Below are 21,794 nucleotides of genomic sequence, written 5' to 3' on the forward strand. Positions count from 1 at the left end.
GCGCTGTGATGGGCCGTCCGGGTGACGCTGGTAACGCTGTGCGGCCGGTGTCCCGATGTGACGGCCGTGACCGCACTCGTGTCCTGGCGACAGCTGCCGAAGAACGCCCGCATCGCCGTGCCCGCGGTGCTCTTGTTGGTGGGCATCACGGCTTGCACGCCGCAATCTGCGCGTGTTGCGGCTTCTGGGACCGCCACGACGACGAGCACGGCGACGACCACCACAACCACCACGACTCCGCCGCCGGTGACAGTCGGGTCCGTTGTGGACGGTCGAACCGTGGTGCTGTCGAACGGCACCACGGTGCAGGTGCACGGGTTGGCGTCGCCGGGTGAGTGCTGGGCCGCTTCGTCGGCCGAGTTCGCGACGAAGACGTTGGTGGGCAAGGCCGTCACGGTTTCGGGTTCACGGCTGTTGCTGGCCGACGGCAAGGACTACGCGGTTCTCGCGGTGGGGCAAGGTGTCGCACGGGCGGTGGCCGACGCGGACACCGCGATCGTCCAGGCAGAGGGCGTTGCCAAGCAGGCCGGGCTCGGGTTCTGGGGACCGTCGTGCGGTGGGCTCGACACCAAGCCGGCGCCGCAACCCGTTGCGCCGCAACCACAAACCCAACCACAGCCGCAACCCCAGCCCCAGCCCGCGCCGGCGTCCGTGTACTACGCGACCTGCGCGGCGGCCAGGGCCGCCGGGGCGGCGCCGCTGCACCGCGGGCAGCCCGGCTACCGGCCCGCGCTCGACCGCGACAACGACGGCATCGCGTGTGAATAGGGCCTGATGCCGGCGCGTATCCGCGACATATCGAAAACCGCATACGCACCGGCAACGTCGTGCTGCCTTGACTCGGGGCATGCACTACCGCGAACCAGCGCGAACGGTTGCCGCGCTGCGAACTGGGATCACGGTCTACGGATGTGAGCAGGACGAGGCCGTCCTGTTTCGCGAGTTGGCGCCTCGTTTCGGTGTGGTGCCGACCGTCACGGAGGCGGCCGTCACCGAAGCCAACGCCGGACTGGCTTCGGGAAACCGGTGCATCAGCGTCGGCCACAAGACTCGGGTGGCGAACTCCGCACTTCGCGCGCTGAAAGAGACCGGCGTCAGGTACGTCTCCACGAGGAGCATCGGGTGCAACCACATCGATGTCGCCTACGCGGAGAGCATCGGCATCTCGGTCGAGAACGTCTCCTATTCACCGGACAGCGTCGCCGACTACACGCTGATGCTGATCCTGATGGCGGTCCGCGACGCGAAGGCCGTCATTCGCCGGGTGGACTCCCACGACTACCGGCTGGGCGTGCGGGGCAGGGAGCTGCGCGACCTGACCGTCGGGGTGGTGGGGGCCGGACGGATCGGCGCGGCCGTCATGAGCAGGTTGCGCGGCTTCGGTTGCCGCGTCCTGGCCTGTGACAGCCGCGCTGCCGCCGGGTTCGTCTCGCTGGACGAACTGGTGCGAGAGAGCGACGTCGTCACGCTGCACACGCCGCTCAACGACGAGACCCATCACCTCCTGGACGCGAAACGCATCGCGCAGCTGAAAGACGGCGCGTTCGTCGTCAACACCGGCCGTGGCGCGCTGATCGACACCGAGGCGCTCGTGGAGGAGCTGGAAAGCGGCAGGCTCGGCGGCGCGGCGTTGGACGTCCTCGAAGGCGAGGAGGGCGTCTTCTACGCCGATCACCGGGATGAGCCCGTCGAGTGCGAACCGCTGTTGCGGTTGCAGAGGCTGCCCAACGTCGTCGTCAGCCCGCACACCGCCTACTACACGGACCACGCGTTGCGGGACACCGTGCAGAACAGCCTCATCAACTGCTTGAACTTCGAAAGCGAAAGGCGGCACTGGATATGAGGATCGGCATTCTCTTCGGAGGTGCTTGCGAGGAGCACCCCGTCTCGGTCAAGTCCGCGAAGGAGGTCGCGAAGCACCTCGACACCGAGAAGCACGAGGTGTTCTGGATAGGCATCACCCAAAGCGGCGCGTGGCGGCTCTGCGACGGGCCCGAGCCGGAATGGGAGGGCCGTCCGGTCGTGCTGTCACTCGACAGCGGGTTCCGCGGGCTGCTCGTCCTGGACGAGGGCCGGTATGAGGAGATCGGCCTGGACGTCGTGCTGCCCGTGCTGCACGGCAAGCTCGGCGAGGACGGTGCCGTGCAGGGGTTGCTGGAGCTCTCCGGCATCCCCTACGTCGGGTGCGACGTCCAGAGTTCCGCGCTGTGCATGGACAAGTCGCTCACCTACCTCGTCGCCGCCGGTGCGGGAGTGGCGACGCCGACGTTCGCGACCGTCCTGGCGCACGAGGACGTCGATCCCGGCCGGTTCACCTACCCCGTGTTCGTCAAGCCCGCGCGGTCGGGGTCGTCGTTCGGGGTCAGCAAGGTGTCCGGCGCGGACGAGCTGCGCAGCGCGGTGGAGATCGCCAGGCAGTACGACTCCAAGGTGCTGATCGAGGAGGCCGTGGCCGGGCACGAGATCGGGTGCGCGGTGCTGGGCAACGACGCCGATCTCGTCGTGGGCGAGGTGGACCAGGTCGCGTTGTCGCACGGGTTCTTCCGGATCCACCAGGAGAGCGAGCCGGAGAGCGGTTCGGAGAACGCCACGTTCATCGTTCCGGCCGAGATCCCGGCGCGGTCGCGGGCGCTGGTGCAGGAGACCGCGAAGGTCGTGTACCGGGCGTTGGGCTGCAGAGGGCTTTCCCGGGTGGACATGTTCCTCAAGGACGACGGCACGGTCGTTCTCAACGAGGTCAACACCTTGCCCGGCCTGACGTCCTACAGCCGCTATCCGCGCATGATGGCGGCCGCGGGGCTGCCGCTCGGCGAGGTGATCGACCGGTTGGTCGCGCTGGCGGGGACAGTCCGATGAGGACGGACTTCGCCTACGTGGACGACGTGGTGCCGGGCATTCGCTGGGACGCCAAGTACGCCACGTGGGACAACTTCACGGGCAAACCCGTGGACGGCTATCTGGCGAACCGGATCGTCGGCACGACGGCGCTGTGCGCGGCACTGGAGGCGGCGCAGGAGAAGGCCGCGTCACTGGGCTTCGGCCTCCTGCTCTGGGACGGGTACCGGCCCCAGCGCGCGGTGGACTGCTTCCTGCGCTGGTCGACGCTGCCGGACGACGGCCGGACGAAATCGCGGCACTACCCGAACATCAGCCGGGCCGAGATGTTCGAACTGGGCTACGTGGCCAGGAAGTCCGGGCACAGCCGGGGAAGCACGGTCGACCTGACGCTCTACCACCTCGACACCGGCGAGCTCGCGGCCACGGGCGGCGGCCACGACCTGATGGACCCGATCTCGCACCACGGGGCGAGCGGGATCACGCCGGTGGAGGCGGAGAACCGCCGGCACCTCTGCTCGGTCATGGAAGCCTGCGGGTTCCGGCGCTACGACAGCGAGTGGTGGCACTACACGCTGAAAGACGAACCGTACCCGGACACCTACTTCGACTTCCCGCTCGCGTAGCCGAGCCGGACGGTGACGCGCAGGCCGCCTTCCGCCCGCGGGGTGAGGGTCAGGGTTCCGTCGTGGGCCTGGGCAACGCTTTTGACGATGGCGAGGCCCAGGCCGACGCCGGCGTGGTCGGTGCGCACGCGCTGGGTGCCGCGCTGGAACGGCTCGGTGAGCGTCGAGACCAGGCCGGCGGTGAGCTTCTCGCCGGTGTTCTCCACGGTGAGCACCACGGATTCGGCGTCCACGCTGGTCGTGATCCACACGGTGCCCTCGTCGGGGAGGTTGTGGACGATCGCGTTGTGCACGAGGTTCGTGGTCATCTGCAGCAGCAGTGCGTGCGAGCCGAGGGTGGGGGCCACGTCGCCCGAGGTCTCGATGGTGAGACCGCGTTTCTCGGCGAGGGGGAGGAGGGTTTCGGCGGCCTCCTCCGCGATGAGGGAGAGATCGACGTGCTCGCGCGCGAACGAGCGCTGGCTGGCGCGGGTGAGCAGGAGCATCGCCTCGGTCAGGTCGATGGCCCTCGTGTTGACGAACCGAAGGCGCTCCACGAGTGCGCCGGTGTCGCCGTTCGGGTCGTTGCGGGCGACGTCGAGGAGCATCTGCGTGATCGCCAGCGGGGTGCGCAGCTCGTGCGAGGCGTTGGCGGCGAACCTGCGTTGCTCGGCGTCCTGGGCTTCGAGGCGTTCGAGCATGGTGTCGAACGCGTCGGCGAGCTCGCGGAACTCGTCGGCGCGGCCCTCCAGGTGGATGCGGTGGGAGAGCGAGCCGTTCGCGGCCAGGCGGGTGGCGTTGGTGATGCGGGTCAGCGGCGCGAGCATGCTGCCGGCGAGGATCCAGCCGCCGACCAGGCCGAAGATCAGCAGGAACACCATCGCCCACTGCGCTTTCGGGAGGAAGGCCCGCTCCAGTTCGGAACGGTCCGGCACGCGCAGCGACGCGTGCAGCTCCGCGGGCACGTAGCGCAGCAGGAACACCCAGACGACCGCGAGCAGCAAGCCACCCGCCACCATGATGAAACCGGCGTAGCTGAGTGTGAGCTTGAGGCGGACGCTCAAACCGGGTTCCCTAGTGATGGTCGCCTCCGGTGTCGATGCGGTAGCCGACGCCGGGCACGGTGGCGATGATCCACGGTTCCCCCAGCCGTTTGCGCAACGCCGAGACGGTGATGCGCACGGCGTTGGTGAACGGGTCGGCGTTCTCGTCCCACGCCCGTTCCAGCAGCTCCTCGGCGCTGATCACGCCGCCCTCCGCCGCCACGAGGACCTCCAGCACCGCGAACTGCTTCCTGGTCAGCGCCACGTACCGGCCGTCGCGGTAGACCTCGCGCCGGAACGGGTCCAGCCGCAGGCCCGCGATCTCCCGCACCGGCGGCCGGTTGTGCGCGCGCCTGCGGTCGAGAGCCCTCAGCCGGACGACGAGCTCGCGCAGCTCGAACGGTTTGGTGAGGTAGTCGTCGGCACCGAGCGCGAACCCGGAGACCTTGTCGTCGAGCCGGTCGGCGGCGGTGAGCATCAGGATCGGCATGCCGCTGCCGGACGCGACGATGCTCGCGGCGATCTCGTCACCGGACGGCCCGGGGATGTCGCGGTCGAGCACGGCGATGTCGTAGGCGTTGACGCTCAGCAGCTCCAGGGCCGTGTCGCCGTCGCCCGCGAGGTCCGCCGCGATCGCTTCCAGTCGCAACCCGTCGCGGATGGCCTCTGCCAGGTAGGGCTCGTCCTCCACGATCAACACACGCATGTGCCGATGCTACGAGCGGTCGCATATCGCCGGCCTATCGAAAACCGGTTTCAGCGGTGTGCCCGGCTCCACAGCGCGGGCCAGCCGCCCTGGCCCAGCAGAGTCGCGGGGACGCGCAGGCCGTGGTCGGCAACGCCCTGCCAGAACAGGTCCACGGGTGCGCCCAGCTCGGCCGCCGCGGGCAGTGCGCGCTGCCACGGACCGTGTTCGTCGGACAGGTCGCTGACCGGGAAGCCCGGAATCGCGGTCTTCCCCCGCCCGGCCACCGGCACTGTTTTGTCCGATGTGGACTGACAGGTGGTCGCGATCGCCAGCGCGCACACCAGTTCGGGCGACGGACGGCGGGCCACCGACCGGGCCAGCGCATCGGTCGTCAGGGTGCCCATGGCCGCGCGCAGACGTCGTGCCAGCACGTCCGCGGCGTGGGCCGGAGCGATCTCGGGGCGGCGGACGAGAGCGCGCAGGCTGCGGGGCAGGGCGGCGCCGTCGGCCAGTGCGCCGAGACGGTCGTGTTCACGCAGGTCCGGGTCGAGCCGAGCCACCGCCGACGCGAGCGGCCGGACACCGGTCGCCCGCCAGACGGCCGACGCGTCGAGCCCGTCGTCGAGGGCCGTGCGGAGGACCTCGGCGAGCGAGTCCGCGCGGTTCAACGCGATCACCGCCGCTTCCGGGTCGAAGTCGGCGTGGCGGCCGAGGTACCGTGCCAGCAGGGCGTAGGTGCGCCGGGCGGAGGTGGCCGAGGCCAGTTCGCGTTCCACGGCGGTGGTCAGCGCGTTGACCAGCTCCGCGGGCAGACGGTCCGCCGCGGAACGGCGAGTGCCACCTCGTGCGCGCACCGGTGGCACGGGCAGCAGGGGTTCCGCCGCGGGCGGCCGGGGTGCCGGAATGCCGTCGACCCAGTCCCTGATCTGCTTTTCGAGCGACTTCGAGACGTCGTCGTTGAAGCGGGCACGCAGTTCGTGCACGTACCAGCCGCCGGTGTGGCGGCGGATGTCGAGGTTCGCGACGATCCGGCCGTCAGCGGGGTCGCGGAACGCGATGAGGACGCAGCGGCCCTTGTGGGCCCGGTCCGCGTACCAGGACTCGCCGATGCAGTTGCCCATGTAGCCGGACCACTCGGCGAGCTGCCGGGGGTTGCGGCCCAGCTCGACGGAGCAGCCGGCGACGGGCTGCTCCGCCATCGCCACCACCTCGGCGGGGATCGGGAACGCACCGGTGTCCGCCTCGGCGATCGCGGCGTCCGCGTCGAGGCCGGCGACCAGGTCCCGCCAGCTGCCGCAGCGGGGTGGTGGCGTGGCGCCGAGCATCACCAGCTGCGCGGCACCGGCGGCCGCCAGCGGCACCGAAACGGCGCGCTCGGGTGGTGGCTGGTCGTACCTGGCTCCCGGAACGGGGCGGTCCGGACGGATCTCGGCGCGTTCGTTGCCGTAGAACGGGGCCAGGGCGTCGGCCAGGTCGCCGAACCACAGCAGGTCGTGCGGGGTCTCCTGGGCGGCCGGGTCCGCGGCGAGGCGCTGGGCCAGCGGCTCGGTCGGGGCGCCGGGGTGCGCGTCGGCCTGCGGCGGCTGTTGCCAGCTCTCCGGCGTGCGCGAGAAACCCGTTGCGGCACGCCACTTCTGCAGCTGCGGTACCTCCCACGGCCGGCAGGTGTCGTGGCAGTTGTGCAACGGCTCGTCGAAGTTGTCCAGCAGCGCGGAGCCGGCTGCGGCGAGAACGACCTCGCCGTAGTTGCGAGCCATGGCCGCACGTTCGCGCACATAGGCCTCGGTCTTGCGGTTGACCGTCCTTTCCGGACTCAACCGCTCAGCCAGATCGTGGACGTAGTTGCCGGGACGTGCCGGGTGGCTGATGGCGCCTTCCGGACGGTGGGCGGCCTTGCCGCGCTCGGCCTTGGTGAGGCAGTCGGCCGCGACGAGCTCTTCGCGGTGTTTCGCCACGGCCGCGGCAAGGCCCTCGTCGGACAGGGTCCTGGCGAACCGGAGCAGCGCGGTGGCGGCGATCGCGTCGTGCACCAGGCGGCCGAGCTCCTGGGCCGTCCACCAGATCGGCGGGCGCCAGCGCGCCGTGACCGCGAGCGACGGGTCGGGCCCCTCCGACCGGTGCAGCTGCGCCAGGAGCGGTTCGTCGAAGTGCTCCCGGTAGCGCGACTCGAGCCCGGGGATGCGGTCCGCGCGGGTCTGCGACGCGGCCCGGCGGGCCCGCCGCTCCCGGTCGAGCAGCTCGCCGCACACGTGGTCCCAGAGGCTGACGACCAGGGCCAGGCGCCGGGGAGGCCGGTAGCCGGTCAGCACCGGCGCCAGGTGTCCGGCCAGAGTGGACGCGGCACCGCGCGGGAACGGGTCGGCACCCTCGGGAGCGCGCAGGTCCAGCACGCGTTCGAGCTGTTCCGGACCGAGGAGGTCGGACACGGCCGAGGCCAGGTGCAGAGCTCCCCAGCGTTCTTCGGCGACCGCCGCGTTCGCCGCCGCACCAACGCGTTTGGTCGCCGCCGGACCGAACAACGCCACCAGGGTGGAGGTTCGGTCGCCCAGGCGGTGCGCGCCTTCGTCGCCGAGGATCCGCAACGCCGCCAGCACCGCGTCGCGCCGGTCGCCCTGAGCACCCGCCAGCCGTGCCGAGGTGAAACCACCGCCGAGGTCGACGCCCGCGCCCGCGGCCGTGCCGGTCAGCAGGGAGAGCTGCCCGACCGCTGCCCGCGCGGCATCGGGGTCGGCAGGCCCGACGGCGACGGGAGCACCCGGAGCGTGCGCGCCCGCCCGGTCGGTCGCGGGCACGGCTTCACCACCGGGCGCGGGCAGCCAGCAGCTCACCCCGGGCCCGGCTTTCACACCGAACGCCAGCTGAATGGACATCGCCTCCATGATGTCGGACCCGCGCCACAGGTTTTCCGCGCTGACGGTCCGGTGACGGCGGGTGTCAGCGAGATGTCAGCGGCCGCCGAGATGCTGCCTCCAGCGAAAACAAGAGCTTCCCTGCGAAGCAGGCTCCGGCAGTTTCGGCGGGGCCGGATCCTGCGAAGAAGAGAAGGGCACATCGTGTTCAAAAGAATGACCCTCGTCGCCATGATGGGTGCGCTGATCAGCGTGTCCTTCAGCGGTGCCCCCGCGTCCGCGGCCACCGACCGCAACGGTTCCTGTGAGTCGGGTGAATTCTGCCTGTACTACAACAGCAACCAGGAGGGTTCGGTTTCCGACTTCGACTCGTCGATTTCGGACTACGGCGACGAGCAGCCGAGCTGCTACGAGTTCAAGGGCGACGGCAACGGCAAGGGCCTGTGCGTCAAGAACGAGGCCGCCTCGGTCTGGAACCGCACCGGCAACCCGGTCACGGTGTACTTCAACAGCGGTTACGCCGGCCCGCACCAGACCATCGCGGCCGGTGCCAAGGCGAACCTGAACTCGGAGCTCAAGAACGAGAACGCCTCCCACAAGCTGAACGACAGCGGCAGTGGCGGCGGTGGCGGTGGCGGCACCTACGGTGCTCCGGCGGACAACCCGTACCCGTCCGCGGCCACCCGTGCGCCGGCGGCCACCAAGCGCACGCAGTTCGTGGACGACCAGATCCGCTCGCTGACCGGTGAGAAGGACTGCTGGGTCGGCGACTACCGCAACGACGAGCCGTCGACGAGCAACCACAACACCGGCAACGCTCTCGACTGCACCATCTCGAACGCGATCGGCACCTACCCGAACGCGGCGCAGAAGGAGCAGGGCTGGAAGCTCGCCAACTGGCTCAAGAAGTACGCGAGCAAGCTCGACGTCCGCTACGTGATCTGGCAGGGCAAGATCTGGAGCGTGGCGCGGTCCTCCGAGGGCTGGCGCACCTACACCGCCGGCTCGGGTGTGACGGGTGGTCACTACGACCACGTGCACGTCTCGATGCAGAACCCGTACGGCGACTGATCTGACCCACTTCCGGAAGGCCGCTCACCGCTGGTGGGCGGCCTTCCGGCTGTCAGGGCCACGCCGGGTGTTCCCTTGAACAGCACCAGCAGATGCCCGTTCGACCCCATCCTGCGGAACCGCAGCACCTCGCGGCACTCATGACTGACATACCAGAGGAACTGATCGTCGCCCACGGTGAGCTTGCGGTTCTTCCGGCGCCCCGTGCGGTCAGCGCGGGAACGGCGGCAACTGCTTCAGGACCTGCGCGCGTGACACTTTCGTCGCAACCGCGGTAGACCTTCGCGGCTCGCGGCGCACCGCCCATCCGATGTGGACTTGGCACCACGACTGAGGGGGTTGTGGTGGAACGACGATGGCTGGTGCCGCTCGTGGCGGCAGCGTTGGTGGCCGGCGCGACGACGGCGGCCGCAGCGGACGAATCCGTTGTGCGCACGGGATATGGGGCCGTGCGAGGGGAAGTGAGCGGGCACACGCGGGTGTTCGAGGGCATCCCGTACGCGGCACCGCCCGTGGGGGAGGGGCGGTGGCGCGACCCGCGGCCGCCGCGGCGCTGGGACGGCGTGCGGGACGCGACCGCGCCGGGACCCGCGTGCGCGCAGCTGCCGGGGGAGTTGCCGGCGGGCAGCGACAGCGAGGACTGCCTGTACCTCAACGTGACGACACCGTCGAAGGCCGGTCGCAAGCCCGTCGTGGTGTGGGTGCACGGTGGCGGGTTCTTCATGGGGGCCGGGAGCAACTACGACGCGCGGCGGTTCGCCGAGCGCGGTGATGTCGTCGTGGTGACGGTCAACTACCGGCTCGGGGTGTTCGGGTTCTTCGGGATGCCCGGGCTGGCCGGGTCCGGCACGTTCGGGTTGCGGGACCAGCAGGCCGCGCTGCGGTGGGTGCGGGGCAACATCGCGGCGTTCGGCGGGGATCCGCGCAACGTGACACTGGCCGGGCAGTCGGCCGGGGCGATGAGCGTGTGCGCGCAGCTCACCTCGCCCGGTGCGGCCGGGTTGTTCGACAAGGCCGTGCTGCAGAGCGGGTCGTGCGAGACCGGGTGGCTCGACAACTTCGAGTACCGGCACGAGCAGGAAGCGACGATCTTCCAACCGTTGGGCGTCGTCGCCGCGCACGGGGCGGAAGTCGCGCACGAGCTCGGGTGCGCCGACGTGGCCTGCCTGCGCGGGAAACCGGTCGGCGAGCTGATGGCTCAGCAGCAGGCGTTCAGCCAACCCGCTTACGGTACAGCGGTTCTGCCGTCGTATCCGGGTGACGCTGTCCGGAAAGGACAGTTCCACCGGGTGCCGGTGCTGAGCGGGACGACCCGGGACGAGGCCAGGCCGTGGATCGCCGCATACGACCACGGCGCGCCGATGAGCGCGGCCACGTTCGAGACGGTGCTCGGGGAGACGTTCGGTGTGCGCGCAGGGGCGGTGAGGGCCGTTTACTCACCGGAGAGGTACGGGTCGGCAGCGCTGGCTTGGGCCGCGCTCGTCACGGACCGGATGTGGTCCTGCACCCAGAACTCGACCGCACGCGGGCTCGCCGCTCGTACGAGGGTGTTCGAGTACGAGTTCGCGGACCCGGCACCGCCGAAGCTCTCACCGCTACCGCCGCAGATGGACCTCGGTGCCCAGCACGCCTCCGATCTGTGGGACTTCTTCGACCTCGGCGGCCGTGCGCCCAAGTTCACCGAGGCGCAGCAGCGGTTGTCGGAACGGATGATCCACGACTGGTCGGCGTTCGCGGCCACGGGCGACCCGGGCTGGCCGCGGTTCGGCCACGTCCAGTCGCTGGCGCCGGACCGCGTCGGCCCGGTCGACCTGGTCCGAGAACACCACTGCGACTTCTGGCGGTGACGTCAGGGGCGCAGGTGGTGGATGAAGGGCGCCTTCATCGACCACAGGTGGATGAAGGCGCCCTTCATCCACCACGGCGGGTGGGCGGCTGCTCAGGGACGCAGGTCGTGGACGATCAGTGACGCGGCCAGCAGCCGGACGTCGGCGGGGTCGGCCGGGTTGTAGCCGGTGAGCTCGGTGACGCGGCGCAGGCGGTAGTTCAGCGTGTTGCGGTGCAGGTGCAGGCTTTCGGCCGTGCGGTGGCGGTTGTGGTCGCAGTTGATGAACACCCTGAGCGTGTGCAGCAGGTCCGGGTGTTCGGCCAGGCGGTCCATCACGCGGGCGAGGCGTTTGCGGCCGGGGCCGGGACGGCAGAGCTGGTACTCGAGCAGCACGTCGTCCAGCACGTACGCGCCGGCCGGGCGGCCCAGGCGTTGTGCCAGTTCGGCGATGTCGGCGGCCTGACGCGCGGCGGTGGGGACGTCCTCCCGGCTCTCCGCCGCCGCGATCCCGCCCACCAGCCCGGTGCCCGCCGCGGTGTGCAGCCTGCGGACCAGGTCGGCGGCGTCGGCCAGGTCCGCGTCGAGCGTGTCGGGTGCGGTGGGCAGCAGGACGGTGCCGCCGTCGTGGTCCAACGCCGCCAGCGCGTGTTTCGGCAGTTCGGCGCGCAATCGGCGCACCAGCGAGCCGTGCGGCCCGGCCTCGACGCGCACGGCCAGCACCACGTGGTGGCTGGACAGTTCGAGACCGATCCGCTCGGCCAGCGGTTCGGCTTCACGGCCGGTCAGCAACGCGGCCACCAGCGCGCGGCCGGCCTCGCGGCGTTCCGCGTGCAGGGCCTGCTGCTCGGTCAGGTAGGAGGCGGCGACGGCGGGCACGGCGGCGCTCAGGAACTGCAGCAACGCCGGCACGGTCGCCAGGAGGTCGCCGACCTCGTCCTCCTCGGCGACACCGGCCATCGCCGTCCACCCGACGTGCGCGGCGACGTGGTAGGTGCTCAGCACGACGTCGAGGGGCACGCCCTGCTGGGCCCTGCGGACGGCCGTGGCGATCTGATCGGCCAGCTCGTCGGGTGCCGGCGGCCGTTGCTCGCGCAGGGTCCGCAGGAAGACCTGCAGGTTGCGGCTCACCGCCTCGGTGATCTCGCGGTCGACGAGCTGGTGCGGCAGCTGCCGGTAGGCCGCCGATCGGGCGAAGAACGCCTCCAGCACCTTCTCGGCGATGCCGGGGATCTGCTGTGCGGCCCGCTCGTACAGCGGTGCGTGCGGGTCCGGTGCCTGGATGTCGACCACTCGGCAGAGGCTCGCGCATGCGGTTGGCCCTTGCCATCGCCCGAAGCGGTCGAATTCGTCGGCACTGTGCACGAACGAGGGCTACTGGCGTTGTGCATCTGCCCGAAACATTTGACCTGATCGAGTGATGGACGATGGGGGCCACGCGTGCGTGACGCCAGAATCGGTGGTCCGTATCGGCTGGGGCGGGGTGACTTGGCACAGAACGCGAGCAGTGTCCAAGAGTGCATGAAGCTGTTGCTGCGGCGCGGATTTCAGCGGACGGTCGTCCAGGACCGACTGACGTGCGTCAACGCCGTGATGTTCCGCAGGTTGTGGCGCGGCACGAACGAGACCGTGCTCGCGTACTCCGAGGCGGAGGCGCTCGCCTACCGCGTGCGCCAGGACGACGTCGACCCGGCTGACCCGTTCGTCGTCGATCCCGACGTCACGCTGTGGCAGTGCGGTGGCGCGTTCGTCGACGTCGCCGGGCAGCTGCTCGACCTGCCGCCCGCGCCGGGCCACTCCACGTTGATCTGAGCTCGCGTTCACTGTCGATGAAGGGTTCCTTCCTCCACCTGGTGTGGATGAAGGGCGCCTTCATCCACGTCACCACGCGCCTGGCGAGGCCTGCCCGCGAGGGTCGGCGCAACGGAGGGGACTCGGTCCCGGCTCAGTCCTTTGCGGACCCGTCCAGTGCGGCGAGGACCGGGCACTGCTCCTGAACGCCGTTGGCGGCCACCTCCAGCAACGCGCGGCGCACCCGCTCCAGGTCGCGCACCCGTTGCTCGATCTCGGTGACCTTCTCGGTGATCACGTCACCGAGGTCGTCGGTGTCGAGCCCGGACACGGCCAGGATCTGCTCGACCTCGGTGAGGGTGAAGCCGAGCCGCTGGGCGCGCCGGACGAACTTCAACCGCCGCAACGCCTCGTGGTCGTAGTGCCGGTAGCCGCCGTGGCCGCGGGTGGTGGGCGTGACGAGGCCGCGGCGCTCGTAGAACCGCACCGTGCTGATGCCCACGCCGGCGGCGCGGGCCAGTTCGGAGATGCGCACCACGGGAAACTACCTCCGGACCAGGGCGCGGAGCTGCGCCGCGCCCCAGAACAGCTCCAGCACCAGGAAGACCGCCAGCACGTGGGTCTGCCCGTGCCACAACGCCCAGACGAACCAGAGGCTGAACAGGGCACGTCCGGCCGTGTCGATGCCGATGAGCAACGGCTCGGGCCGCCGCCACCGAGCGATGGACCACATCACGACCACGGTGCCGAACAACGTGGCGAACAGCAGGGTCATCGGGTCGGAGGTGGGAGTGCCGAACAGGCTCAGCATCCCGGCGGCGGTCCACGGCGTGAGGAAGGCGGCGCTCGCCACCAGGTCGTACAGGGCACCTGCCCGGCCCCACCGGGCCACATCTCGCGTCATGCGGCCACTCTGAACCCTGCACCTTGGTGCAGGGTCAAGCCCGGCGGGCCCGGCGGCGGGCGAGGGCCGGCAGGAACCACATGTAGACGCCGGTCCCCATCAGCACGAACAGGGGCAGCAAGGGCACGTAGGACACCCACACGACGGAGCTGTCCACCGTCAGCGCCACGGCCGTGAAGACCACGGTGGCCATGAAGAACATGCTGACCACGCGGTGGAACTGCCGGATCCGCTTGTTGCCGCTCATTTTCGCTGTCCTCTCGGGTCGTTGATGTGGACAACGGTAGGAGCGAGGGGATCACCGGTGCTTCTCGATTCCTGACCGGATGGGCAGCGCCGGAACCGATGCCGGAAACTTTCTCGGCGCGAGATGTCGATCCCGGGCATCTCCCGTTCGACGCACTGATGACAGCAGGTCAGAACACCCCAAGGAGAACTCCGATGCGCACCCTGATCGCCACCGCGTTCGTCTCTCTCGACGGCGTCGTCGAGGCACCTGGCGGCGAGCCCGGCCACCGCAGCTCCGGCTGGACCTTCAAGGACATCGAGTTCGACGAGGCCGCCTACGAGATCAAGGGCCGCGAGCAGGACGAGGCCGCGGCGATGATGATGGGCCGGGTCAGCTACGAGGCGTTCTCCCCGGTGTGGCCGACGCTCGACTACTTCCCGAAGTACAACGCGATGCCGAAGTACGTCGTGTCGAGCACGCTCGAAGAGGACCAGCTCGTCGACAACTGGGGCGAGATCACACTCCTGCGGTCGCTGGAAGACGTGGCCGCGCTGAAGGAGACCGAGGGCGGCCCGATCTCCCTGCACGGCAGCGCGACGCTGGCCCGCAACCTGTCCGACGCGGGCCTGATCGACCGCTACCACCTGCTGGTGTTCCCGCTGCTGCTCGGTGCGGGCAAGCGGCTGTTCAGCGAGACCGACAAGGACAAGCAGATGCTGAAGCTGGTCGAGAGCGAGTCGTACTCGAACGGCATCCAGAAGCTGGTCTACGACGTCGTGCGCTGAAGCTCCGCGGCCGGCTGTGCGTCGATCGAGGTCACGAGCATTCCCCGACGGTGGCCACGACTCCGGCGAACGAGTCGACGAGCCAGGTGGGGCCGGCACCGAGCAGCTGGTCGACGCTGTGCACGCCGTAGGTGACGCCGATCGACGACATCCCGGCTCCGTGCGCCATCAGCACGTCGTGCGTCGTGTCGCCGACCATGACCGCGTTCGCCGGAGACACATCGAGTCGTTGCAGTACAACGAATCCGGACTCCGGGTCCGGCTTCGGTTTCGTCACCTGGTCGGCGCCGACGACCGCGGAGAACTCCTCGCGCAGGCCGGCCGCGACCAGCAGCGCCTCGGCGTTCCTGACGAACTTGCTGGTGGCGACGGCGAGCAGGAAACCGTCCTCCCGCAACGACCGCAGCCCGTCGAGCACGCCGGGGAACACCAGCTGCGCCGCCACCGGCAGCACGATCCCGCGGAACGTCGACTGGTACAGCTCGACGCACGTCGCGACCACGGGCTCGTCCTGCGCGGTACCGAGCACCTTCGCGAACGCCGCGGGCAGCGGGAGCCCGATGGTGGCGCGGATCGACGACGAGTCGACCTCGGGCAGATCGAGCTGGGCGAACACCTCGGCGAACGTCGTGACGATCCCTCGCGGGGTGTCGACGAGCGTGCCGTCGAGGTCGAAGATCACGCATCGGTTCATCGGCCGAACTCCTCCGTGTGTGCGTCCGGCCCGGTCAGCCTCGCAGTGCCTCGACCAGGACGTCCGGCAGCGCGATGGTGCCGTGTCCCTCTGGGGACACCGCGGCGTAGACGACGCCACCGCTGCAGACGGCCTCGCCGTCCCGGCGGAACGCGAAGTCGAGTGTGAAGCTCTTGCCACCGATCCGGGACGTGCTGATCAGCACCTCGGCGACGTCCCGCGACCGGATGCCCGCGTGGAAGTCGAGGTCCAGGTGCACGGCGTGGACGTCGAACCCCAGGCCGGGCCAGTCCCGGTGCGGCAGGGCGCGGTCGGCGAAGAAGGCGTCGACCGCCTCGGCCACGTGTCCCAGGTACCACATGTAGAACATCACGCCCTGGCCGTCGATCTCGTGGTACCTCGGCGTGAAGGTGTAACTCACCGCATCGCCTGCCCGACGGGAGGGATCACCGAGACCATCGACGCGGCCAGCCACAGCATCAACGCCACGCCCGGCACGATGATGAACGTGCCGCCGTGGTTGATCGTCAGCCGGATCACCGCGAAGACGTAGTAGATCGACACGAGGAACCCGAGCCCGGCGAGGATCCAGCGGGCGAACCCGAGGCGGGCGAGCAACAGCGCGGCGAACAGCAGCACCACACCGCCCGCTACGTAGGTGGCGACGATCGCGGCGTCACCGTTGCCGACGACGCCGCGCCCGAACGCCAGTCCGAGCAACGCGACGGCGGCCTGGGGTGTCTGCCGGATGCCCTTGCCGTCCTCTGAGTTCAGTCCCGCCAGCACGAAGCACAGCACGGACACCAGCAACCACAGTCCACCCGCGAGGAACGCGGGCGCGACGCTCGGCCGCGGAGCCCAGTTCGGTGGTGGTGGCTGTTGCGGTGGCCAACCCTGATTCGGATGCACGGACCTCACCCTACGAGCCGAGGCGTGATCAACGGTGCCGGTTCACCACTTCCGGTGCTGCCCGATCATCCACTTCGGACGGCGGCGAGTGCGAGGTCGGTCAGCCGCGCCAGCTCGTCGAGGTCGTCGCCGCCCTGGCCGAGCCAGGTGGTGGTGGCCGCGTCGAGGCACGCCAGCGCGGTGGCCACGATCGCCTCGCCGACCAGGCCGGGCGGCGCGCCACCGGTGCCGACGCGGCGTTCCACCTCCGGCGCCAGAACCTGTTGCCAGCGCAGGTGTTTCTCCAGGTGCGCGGCCCGCAGCGCCGGGCTCGACGTGACCAGACGTCCGATCGCGGCACCCCGCCGCGGGTGCACCAGCGTGCTGAGCACCCCGAACGCGTGCCGCAGCGCGTCCCAGATCGGTTCGTCGTCCGGGCGTGCGCGCAACGCCTCCAGGATCACCGGGCCCTGCTCGGCCAGGTCGCCGAAGACGATGTCCTCCTTCGTGCCGAAGTAGCGGAAGAAGGAGCGGCGGGAGATCCCGGCCGCGGCCACCACCTGGTCGACGGTCGTCTCCTCGAAGCCGTGTTCGAGGAACAACGCCAGCGCGGCGTCCACGACCTCTTCCTGGACGCGGCGGCGGGTGCGGTCCCACAGGCGATCTGACACGTCTCCACCTTAGTGCCACCTCGACCCTTGGCGCCCTTCGGACACTTGATGCTAACTTGGCACTCAATGCCAAGGAGGACTCCAGTGACAATCGACTACCGGGACGCGCGGATCCTGATCACCGGCGCCAGCGCGGGGATCGGCGCCCAGTTCGCCAGGGAGCTCGCCCGCAGAGGCGCTGACCTGGTGCTCGTCGCGCGCCGGACGGACCGGCTCGAAGCGCTCGCGGCCGAGCTGAAAGACGTCGACGTGACGGTGCTGCCGTGCGACCTCACCGAACCGGGAGCCGTCGCCGGACTCGCCACCGAGCTGCGCCGGCGCGGCCTCGAGCTGACCGGGTTGATCAACAACGCGGGTTTCGGCACGTTCGGGCCGTTCGCGAGGGAGGACGTGCAGACGCTGCGCACCGAGATCGCGCTCGACGTCTCAGCCGTGGTGGAGCTGACGAGGACGTTTCTCGACGAGCTGGTGGCGTCCGGGCGCGGAGTACTGGTCAACGTCGCGAGCATGGCCGCGTACCAGCCGGTCCCGCGGATGGCCGTTTACGGCGCGGCGAAGGCGTTCGTGCTGAACTTCACCGAGGCGTTGTGGCAGGAGCACCGCCGCACCGGCCTGCGGGTGCTCGCCCTCTCACCCGGCGCGACCAGCACCGAGTTCTTCGACGTCGCGGGTCCGGAGGCCGCCGCGGGAGCGCGGATGCACACGCCGGAGCTGGTGGTCCGGACGGCGTTGCGCACGCTGGACCGGCGCAACCCGCCACCGAGCATCGCCGTCGGCAGGGCGAACCGGATGGTGGTCGCCGTCTCCCGGCTCGCGAGCAGGCGTCAGGCGGTGCGGGCCATGGGCGTCATGACGGGACGATGAGCGCTACGAGTGTTTGCGGTCGGTGTGGCCCAACGAGCGTTCCGGCGCCACCCGGTCGCGCACCAGCTGCTTGAGCACGGCGAGGTCGGGGAAGCCGTCCTGCTCCTTGCGCGACCACACGGTCTCGCCGTCCAGCCGCACGTCGAACACGCCGCCGGTGCCGGGGATCAGCGCGACCTCGCCCAGTTCGGTCGTGAACGTGGTCAGCAGCTCCTGCGCGGTCCAGCCGGCCCGCAGCAACCACCGGCACTGGGTGCAGTACTCGATCTCCAGCCGCGGCGTTCTCATGCCTGAGTAGTAGCAGAGGTCCCGGCACGGGTCGCGTCGGTGCCCCAGTTCGCGAGCAGTTGCAGCGCCTCGGCCGACGGGCTGCCGGGCTCGGCGTGGTAGGTGCTCAGGAACAGGTCCGGCTCGCTCGGCATCTTCAGCGTCTCGTACGACAGCGTCATCTCGCCCACGAGCGGGTGCCGCAGCACCTTGGTGCCGAAGCTCTTCTCCTTGACGTCGTGCTTGGCCCACAGCTGCCGGAACAGCTCGCTCTTCACCGACAGCTCGCCGATCAACGAGGCCAGCTCCGGGTCGTTCGGGAAGCAGCCCGCGTCCATCCGCAGGAACCCGACGACGTCGGCGGCCTTGCTCTCCCAGTTCACGAAGAGGGTCTGGTACTCGGGCCGCAGGAAGATGAACCTCGCCCAGTTCCGGTCGCGCGGTTCCAGCGCGCCCCAGTCGCCGAACAACGCCGCGGCCATCGAGTTCCACGCGAGGACGTCCGAGCGTCGTCCGCCGATGTACGCGGGCACGGAGATGCCGTCGAGCAGGTGGGTCAACGCCGGTCGCACCTGCGAGCGCACGGTCTTCTTCTTGCCGCCGGTCGGGCAGTGCGTGAGGTTGCGCAGGTAGGTGTGTTCGGCGTCGTTGAGCTGCAACGCGCGCGCGATCGAGTCGAGCACCTCGGCGGACACGTTGCGTGCGTTGCCCTGCTCAAGACGCGTGTAGTAGGCGACGGAGACGCCCGCGAGCTGTGCCAGCTCCTCGCGGCGCAGGCCGGGCACGCGGCGGGTCCTGCCGTAGCGGGGCAGGCCGAGGTCGTCGGGGGACAGCCGCGCTCGACGGCTGCGCAGGAACTCGCTCAGCTCGGTGCGCGGATCGGTCATGCTCCCGAGTATCCCCCGGACCGGTCACGACGTGCCTGCTACTGCCAGTGGTAGGCACGGCAGTCGTACGAAAACCAGGTGTCTGGGTGGGTGCTCGCCGTCCCGGCACCGTTCTCGGTGACACGACGAAACCGAGGAGAAACCCAGATGAGCACCGTCGCTGCCTACGCCGCTCCCGCACCCAAGGCACCGCTGGAGCGCACCACCGTCGAGCGTCGCGCGGTCGGCGCGCACGACGTTCTGATCGACATCAAGTACGCGGGCATCTGCCACTCCGACATCCACCAGGTCAACGAGGGCTGGGGCCAGGGGATCTTCCCGATGGTGCCCGGCCACGAGATCGCCGGTGTGGTCGTCGAGGTCGGCTCCGAGGTGACCAGGTTCACCGTCGGCGAGCACGTCGGGGTCGGCTGCATGGTCGACTCGTGCCGCGAGTGCGACTACTGCCTGCGCGGCCTTGAGCAGTACTGCGCGAACGGCAGCACGATGACCTACAACGGCATCGACCGCAACGGCGAAGTCACCTACGGCGGCTACTCGAAGCAGATCGTGGTGGACGAGAACTACGTCGTGCGGATCCCCGACTCGCTCCCGCTGGACGTGGCGGCGCCGTTGCTGTGCGCGGGCATCACGCTGTACTCGCCGTTGAAGCACTGGAACGTCGGCCCCGGCAAGAAGGTCGCGATCGTCGGCCTCGGCGGTCTCGGTCACATGGGCGTCAAGATCGCCCGTGCGCTCGGTGCCGAGGTGACCGTGCTGTCGCAGTCGTTGCGCAAGAAGGACGACGGCCTCGCGCTCGGCGCCCACGACTACCGCGCCACCAACGACCCGTCGACGTTCTCCGAGCTGGCCGGCAAGTTCGACGTGATCGTGTCCACGGTGTCCGCGCCGCTCGACTTCAGCGCCTACCTCGGACTGCTGAAGACCGAGGGCGCGCTGGTCAACGTCGGCGCGCCGGAGGAGCCGATCTCGGTGAACCTGTTCGGGCTGATCGGCGGCCGCAAGACGATCGCGGGTTCCATGATCGGCGGCATCGCGGAGACCCAGGAGATGCTGGACTTCTGCGCCGAGCACGGCCTGGGCGCGGAGATCGAGCTGATCGGCGCCGACCAGATCAACGTCGCCTACGACCGGGTGCAGTCGAGCGACGTGCGGTACCGGTTCGTGATCGACACCGCGACCATCTGATCAGCGGGGCGCGCACGGCACCCCGGACGCGAGGGCCTTGGCCGCCCCGGCGATCACCGAGTCGAGCTGCAGGAGCGTCTCCTGCAGCTCGTCGATCCGCCGGACCACCGACGACCGGTGCTCCCGCAGCCTGGCCAGCACCTCCGGTGACGCCACCCCGGTCGCGAGGCACGGCAGCATCTCCACGATCGACGCGCTGGAGATGCCGGCGGCGTAGAGCTGCTGGATCATCCGCACCCGGTCGACGGCCTTGTCGCCGTAGTGCCGCTGCCCGCCCTCACTGCGTTCGGATTCGAGAAGCCCCTGCTCCTCGTAGTAGCGCAACGCGCGCACGCTCACGCCCGTCTTCGTCGCCAGCTCGCCGATGCGCACGAGACCTCCGCCACAAAAGCTATCTCTGACGTCAACGTCAGGTTTCTAGCGTAGTGCTCATGCTCCTCACCAGCTACCGACTCGGAAACCTGACCCTGCCGAACCGTCTCGTGATGGCACCGATGACGCGCGCACGAGCCGTGGACGGCAAGCCGACCGCATCGACGGCCACCTACTACGCTCAGCGCGCCACGGCCGGCTTGATCGTCACCGAAGGCGTGCACCCCAACGCGGTCGGCCAGGCAGGTCCGTTCATGCCCGGCGTCCACACCGCCGAGCAGGTCGAGGCCTGGCGCGTCGTCACGGACGCCGTGCACGCCAACGGTGGCCGGATCTTCGCCCAGCTCATGCACGGCGGCCGCATCGGTCACCCCGACGTCGCCGGGCACCACCCCGTCGGCCCGTCGGCGATCGCGGCCAGGACCGAGGTGTTCACCGCGGCCGGTGTGGTGCCCGCGCCGGTGCCTCGCGCGCTGTCGTCCGCCGAGGTTCAGGACCAGGTGCGGGCGTTCGGTGACGCGGCCCGGTGCGCGGTCGAGGCCGGGTTCGACGGGGTCGAGCTGCACGGTGCGAACGGGTACCTGATCCAGCAGTTCCTGTCCTCCAGCGCGAACCAGCGCGGTGACGCGTACGGCGGTTCGATCGCCGGCCGCATCCGGTTCGCCGTCGAGGCGGCCCAGGCGGCGGTGGACGCCATCGGCGCCGACCGCGTCGGCATCCGGCTCTCACCGGGCGGTAAGGTCCAGGACATCGTCGAGGAGGACGTGCCCGCGCTCTACGGCGAGCTGCTGAAAGCGTTGCCGGACATGGCGTACATCCACCTGTTGGCCACCGCGGACGACGAGGTGCTGATGGGGTTGCGCAAGGCGTGGCCGACCGCGTTCATCCTCAACCCCGGCGGCCAGATCGGTCCGCACGCGGGCACGCGCGAGCAGGGGGAGCGCTGGCTCGCCAACGGTGCCGACCTGATCAGCTACGGTCGTGCCTACATCGGCAACCCCGACCTGGTCGAACGGTTCCGGCTCGGGCTGCCGCTCGTGGACGCCGGCCGGGAGACGTGGTTCCAGACCGAGGCCGGATACGTCGACTACCCCAGCTATCAGCACTGAAGTGCGCGCGTGTGGTGGTCGCTACCTCATCCCGCCGGTCGGAGTTGCCGATCCGGCGCCGGTGGTCGAGTCTTTCCTCGCTCGAGCGCGGCTCGTGCGGCGAGTGGCACCGCTGAGCTCGTCCGCGGTCCGGGAGAGCGCCACGGGGATGGGCGCTCTCCCGGCGCTGGTGCGGGCGATGCCGGAGCGGGCCGTGCTCCGGCCGTCCTGCCCGGTCGTTGCGCGAGTT

25 protein-coding genes are annotated in these 21,794 nt (G+C 70.0%); 11 read left to right on the forward strand and 14 right to left on the reverse strand.

Annotation, left to right across the window (positions count from 1 at the left end; genetic code table 11):
* The first annotated feature begins 66 nt into the window (after positions 1-66).
* The 4 genes from ABZV40_RS07930 (at position 67) to vanX (ending at position 3,461) form a co-directional block, all read left to right on the forward strand.
* Positions 67-768 (forward strand): excalibur calcium-binding domain-containing protein, encoded by a 702-nt coding sequence (locus ABZV40_RS07930; RefSeq protein WP_355437332.1) that lies wholly within the window; start codon positions 67-69, stop codon positions 766-768.
* A gap of 79 nt (positions 769-847) precedes the next feature.
* Positions 848-1,843, forward strand: coding sequence for a D-isomer specific 2-hydroxyacid dehydrogenase family protein (locus ABZV40_RS07935; RefSeq protein ID WP_355437334.1), 996 nt, complete (start codon positions 848-850; stop codon positions 1,841-1,843).
* A complete protein-coding gene (vanA, locus tag ABZV40_RS07940; RefSeq protein WP_355437336.1) occupies positions 1,840-2,856 on the forward strand; it encodes a D-alanine--(R)-lactate ligase in 1,017 nt (338 codons plus the stop codon). Before ABZV40_RS07935 ends, vanA begins: the two co-directional genes overlap by 4 nt.
* Positions 2,853-3,461: a D-Ala-D-Ala dipeptidase VanX gene (gene vanX, locus ABZV40_RS07945; RefSeq protein WP_355437338.1), complete on the forward strand. Its 609-nt coding sequence runs from the start codon at positions 2,853-2,855 to the stop codon at positions 3,459-3,461. The genes vanA and vanX overlap by 4 nt, the downstream gene beginning before the upstream one ends.
* Here the strand turns inward: vanX and ABZV40_RS07950 are convergent.
* From ABZV40_RS07950 to ABZV40_RS07960, 3 genes are read right to left on the reverse strand one after another with little or no spacing between them, the layout of a single operon-like run.
* On the reverse strand, positions 3,437-4,522 hold the full coding sequence (locus ABZV40_RS07950; protein ID WP_355437533.1) for a HAMP domain-containing sensor histidine kinase: 1,086 nt from the start codon (positions 4,520-4,522) through the stop codon (positions 3,437-3,439). The genes vanX and ABZV40_RS07950 overlap by 25 nt on opposite strands.
* Positions 4,515-5,189 (reverse strand): VanSc-type vancomycin resistance response regulator transcription factor VanR, encoded by a 675-nt coding sequence (gene vanR-Sc / locus ABZV40_RS07955; RefSeq protein WP_355437340.1) that lies wholly within the window; start codon positions 5,187-5,189, stop codon positions 4,515-4,517. Before vanR-Sc ends, ABZV40_RS07950 begins: the two co-directional genes overlap by 8 nt.
* Positions 5,190-5,239: 50 nt before the next feature.
* The gene (locus tag ABZV40_RS07960) at positions 5,240-8,041 is read right to left on the reverse strand and encodes a hypothetical protein (protein WP_355437342.1); all 2,802 of its coding nucleotides are present in this window, start codon (positions 8,039-8,041) and stop codon (positions 5,240-5,242) included.
* A 183-nt stretch (positions 8,042-8,224) separates the two neighbouring features.
* Here ABZV40_RS07960 and ABZV40_RS07965 point away from each other — a divergent pair, with 183 nt between their 5' ends.
* Positions 8,225-9,091, forward strand: a complete 867-nt coding sequence (locus tag ABZV40_RS07965) for a peptidase inhibitor family I36 protein (RefSeq protein WP_355437344.1) — start codon at positions 8,225-8,227, stop codon at positions 9,089-9,091.
* Positions 9,092-9,435: 344 nt separating this feature from the next.
* Entirely contained in the window at positions 9,436-10,938 is a 1,503-nt protein-coding gene (locus ABZV40_RS07970) for a carboxylesterase family protein (RefSeq protein ID WP_355437346.1), read from the forward strand.
* 92 nt (positions 10,939-11,030) lie between these two features.
* On the opposite strand, the gene ABZV40_RS07975 is transcribed toward ABZV40_RS07970, so the two are convergent.
* Positions 11,031-12,209, reverse strand: a complete 1,179-nt coding sequence (locus ABZV40_RS07975; protein WP_355437348.1) for a helix-turn-helix domain-containing protein — start codon at positions 12,207-12,209, stop codon at positions 11,031-11,033.
* A gap of 228 nt (positions 12,210-12,437) precedes the next feature.
* On the opposite strand from ABZV40_RS07975, the gene ABZV40_RS07980 reads away from it, so the two are divergent.
* The gene (locus tag ABZV40_RS07980; protein WP_355437350.1) at positions 12,438-12,728 is read left to right on the forward strand and encodes a hypothetical protein; all 291 of its coding nucleotides are present in this window, start codon (positions 12,438-12,440) and stop codon (positions 12,726-12,728) included.
* A 133-nt stretch (positions 12,729-12,861) separates the two neighbouring features.
* Here the strand turns inward: ABZV40_RS07980 and ABZV40_RS07985 are convergent, their stop codons facing one another.
* The 3 genes from ABZV40_RS07985 to ABZV40_RS07995 are packed head-to-tail and all read right to left on the reverse strand — an operon-like array spanning position 12,862 to position 13,858.
* Positions 12,862-13,242, reverse strand: coding sequence for a MerR family transcriptional regulator (locus ABZV40_RS07985; protein ID WP_355437352.1), 381 nt, complete (start codon positions 13,240-13,242; stop codon positions 12,862-12,864).
* A gap of 9 nt (positions 13,243-13,251) precedes the next feature.
* On the reverse strand, positions 13,252-13,611 hold the full coding sequence (locus ABZV40_RS07990) for a hypothetical protein (protein WP_355437354.1): 360 nt from the start codon (positions 13,609-13,611) through the stop codon (positions 13,252-13,254).
* A gap of 34 nt (positions 13,612-13,645) precedes the next feature.
* Positions 13,646-13,858: a hypothetical protein gene (locus ABZV40_RS07995; protein ID WP_355437356.1), complete on the reverse strand. Its 213-nt coding sequence runs from the start codon at positions 13,856-13,858 to the stop codon at positions 13,646-13,648.
* Positions 13,859-14,052: 194 nt separating this feature from the next.
* Between ABZV40_RS07995 and ABZV40_RS08000 the strand changes: the two genes are divergently transcribed.
* Positions 14,053-14,625, forward strand: a complete 573-nt coding sequence (locus tag ABZV40_RS08000) for a dihydrofolate reductase family protein (RefSeq protein WP_355437358.1) — start codon at positions 14,053-14,055, stop codon at positions 14,623-14,625.
* Positions 14,626-14,656: 31 nt separating this feature from the next.
* Here ABZV40_RS08000 and ABZV40_RS08005 read toward each other — a convergent pair whose 3' ends face one another.
* The 4 genes from ABZV40_RS08005 to ABZV40_RS08020 form a co-directional block, all read right to left on the reverse strand.
* Positions 14,657-15,319 (reverse strand): HAD family hydrolase, encoded by a 663-nt coding sequence (locus ABZV40_RS08005; protein ID WP_355437360.1) that lies wholly within the window; start codon positions 15,317-15,319, stop codon positions 14,657-14,659.
* Between the two features lie 34 nt (positions 15,320-15,353).
* A complete protein-coding gene (locus ABZV40_RS08010; protein ID WP_355437362.1) occupies positions 15,354-15,740 on the reverse strand; it encodes an acyl-CoA thioesterase in 387 nt (128 codons plus the stop codon).
* Complete coding sequence (locus ABZV40_RS08015; RefSeq protein ID WP_355437364.1) at positions 15,737-16,228, reverse strand: hypothetical protein; 492 nt, start codon at positions 16,226-16,228, stop codon at positions 15,737-15,739. Before ABZV40_RS08015 ends, ABZV40_RS08010 begins: the two co-directional genes overlap by 4 nt.
* A 65-nt stretch (positions 16,229-16,293) precedes the next feature.
* A complete protein-coding gene (locus tag ABZV40_RS08020; protein WP_355437366.1) occupies positions 16,294-16,878 on the reverse strand; it encodes a TetR/AcrR family transcriptional regulator in 585 nt (194 codons plus the stop codon).
* Positions 16,879-16,962: 84 nt separating this feature from the next.
* On the opposite strand from ABZV40_RS08020, the gene ABZV40_RS08025 reads away from it, so the two are divergent.
* Positions 16,963-17,742, forward strand: a complete 780-nt coding sequence (locus ABZV40_RS08025) for an SDR family oxidoreductase (RefSeq protein WP_355437368.1) — start codon at positions 16,963-16,965, stop codon at positions 17,740-17,742.
* Positions 17,743-17,745: 3 nt separating this feature from the next.
* Here ABZV40_RS08025 and ABZV40_RS08030 read toward each other — a convergent pair whose 3' ends face one another.
* A complete protein-coding gene (locus ABZV40_RS08030) occupies positions 17,746-18,030 on the reverse strand; it encodes a SelT/SelW/SelH family protein (RefSeq protein WP_112265552.1) in 285 nt (94 codons plus the stop codon).
* Positions 18,027-18,896 carry a helix-turn-helix transcriptional regulator gene (locus ABZV40_RS08035; protein WP_355437370.1) on the reverse strand — a complete coding sequence of 290 codons (870 nt, stop codon included), beginning with the start codon at positions 18,894-18,896 and terminating at the stop codon, positions 18,027-18,029. The genes ABZV40_RS08030 and ABZV40_RS08035 overlap by 4 nt, the downstream gene beginning before the upstream one ends.
* Positions 18,897-19,043: 147 nt before the next feature.
* Between ABZV40_RS08035 and ABZV40_RS08040 the strand changes: the two genes are divergently transcribed.
* Complete coding sequence (locus tag ABZV40_RS08040; protein WP_355437372.1) at positions 19,044-20,084, forward strand: NAD(P)-dependent alcohol dehydrogenase; 1,041 nt, start codon at positions 19,044-19,046, stop codon at positions 20,082-20,084.
* Here the strand turns inward: ABZV40_RS08040 and ABZV40_RS08045 are convergent, their stop codons facing one another.
* Positions 20,085-20,456 (reverse strand): MerR family transcriptional regulator, encoded by a 372-nt coding sequence (locus ABZV40_RS08045; protein ID WP_355437374.1) that lies wholly within the window; start codon positions 20,454-20,456, stop codon positions 20,085-20,087.
* Between the two features lie 59 nt (positions 20,457-20,515).
* On the opposite strand from ABZV40_RS08045, the gene ABZV40_RS08050 reads away from it, so the two are divergent.
* The gene (locus ABZV40_RS08050) at positions 20,516-21,565 is read left to right on the forward strand and encodes an alkene reductase (protein ID WP_355437376.1); all 1,050 of its coding nucleotides are present in this window, start codon (positions 20,516-20,518) and stop codon (positions 21,563-21,565) included.
* The last annotated feature ends 229 nt before the right edge of the window (positions 21,566-21,794 follow it).

Origin of the sequence: Lentzea sp. NPDC004782, assembly GCF_040609115.1 — a bacterium.
In the GTDB taxonomy this organism is placed as follows: domain Bacteria; phylum Actinomycetota; class Actinomycetes; order Mycobacteriales; family Pseudonocardiaceae; genus Lentzea.

Coding starts and splice junctions, on each gene's coding strand:
- ABZV40_RS07935 (WP_355437334.1), top strand. CDS start 848: ATGCACTACCGCGAACCAGCGCGAACGGTTGCCGCGCTGCGAACTGGG.
- vanA (WP_355437336.1), top strand. CDS start 1,840: ATGAGGATCGGCATTCTCTTCGGAGGTGCTTGCGAGGAGCACCCCGTC.
- vanX (WP_355437338.1), top strand. CDS start 2,853: ATGAGGACGGACTTCGCCTACGTGGACGACGTGGTGCCGGGCATTCGC.
- vanR-Sc (WP_355437340.1), bottom strand. CDS start 5,189: ATGCGTGTGTTGATCGTGGAGGACGAGCCCTACCTGGCAGAGGCCATC.
- ABZV40_RS07960 (WP_355437342.1), bottom strand. CDS start 8,041: ATGTCCATTCAGCTGGCGTTCGGTGTGAAAGCCGGGCCCGGGGTGAGC.
- ABZV40_RS07980 (WP_355437350.1), top strand. CDS start 12,438: ATGAAGCTGTTGCTGCGGCGCGGATTTCAGCGGACGGTCGTCCAGGAC.
- ABZV40_RS07990 (WP_355437354.1), bottom strand. CDS start 13,611: ATGACGCGAGATGTGGCCCGGTGGGGCCGGGCAGGTGCCCTGTACGAC.
- ABZV40_RS07995 (WP_355437356.1), bottom strand. CDS start 13,858: ATGAGCGGCAACAAGCGGATCCGGCAGTTCCACCGCGTGGTCAGCATG.
- ABZV40_RS08000 (WP_355437358.1), top strand. CDS start 14,053: ATGCGCACCCTGATCGCCACCGCGTTCGTCTCTCTCGACGGCGTCGTC.
- ABZV40_RS08005 (WP_355437360.1), bottom strand. CDS start 15,319: ATGAACCGATGCGTGATCTTCGACCTCGACGGCACGCTCGTCGACACC.
- ABZV40_RS08030 (WP_112265552.1), bottom strand. CDS start 18,030: ATGAGAACGCCGCGGCTGGAGATCGAGTACTGCACCCAGTGCCGGTGG.
- ABZV40_RS08035 (WP_355437370.1), bottom strand. CDS start 18,896: ATGACCGATCCGCGCACCGAGCTGAGCGAGTTCCTGCGCAGCCGTCGA.
- ABZV40_RS08040 (WP_355437372.1), top strand. CDS start 19,044: ATGAGCACCGTCGCTGCCTACGCCGCTCCCGCACCCAAGGCACCGCTG.
- ABZV40_RS08050 (WP_355437376.1), top strand. CDS start 20,516: ATGCTCCTCACCAGCTACCGACTCGGAAACCTGACCCTGCCGAACCGT.